Source organism: Bacillus sp. SIMBA_008 (assembly GCF_046535495.1).
Classification (GTDB): Bacteria; Bacillota; Bacilli; order Bacillales; family Bacillaceae; genus Bacillus; species Bacillus subtilis.
Map to the genome: position 1 here is coordinate 1 of NZ_JAWRWL010000354.1, position 277 is coordinate 277.

Below are 277 nucleotides of genomic sequence, written 5' to 3' on the forward strand. Positions count from 1 at the left end.
ATGAGACGCCTCTTTTGGTGATTTCATCAAACCACCAGCGGGAGGCCCCGTTGTCCCCGCCATGGGCAAGGTGAAGCATGACTTTCATGTTTGAATCGACAGAGCGAACCGCATTTGTTCCCGCTTTTAGCAAAGCAGCAAGCCGGTCAAATTCACCCCCGCCTTCACCCCAGCTTTTGCCGTTCGGCCAGAGCATACCTGAGTTCAATTCGTTTCCAACCTGTACCATGTTCGGCAGTGCATTTTGGGCTCTCATCGTTTTGAGTACATCCCCAGT

At 52.3% G+C, this 277-nt stretch carries 1 protein-coding gene; it reads right to left on the reverse strand.

The window, feature by feature from the left end; all coding sequences use genetic code 11:
• On the reverse strand, positions 1 to 277 hold a 277-nt coding region (locus tag SB658_RS23565), incomplete at both ends, for a glycosyl hydrolase 53 family protein (RefSeq protein WP_410602718.1).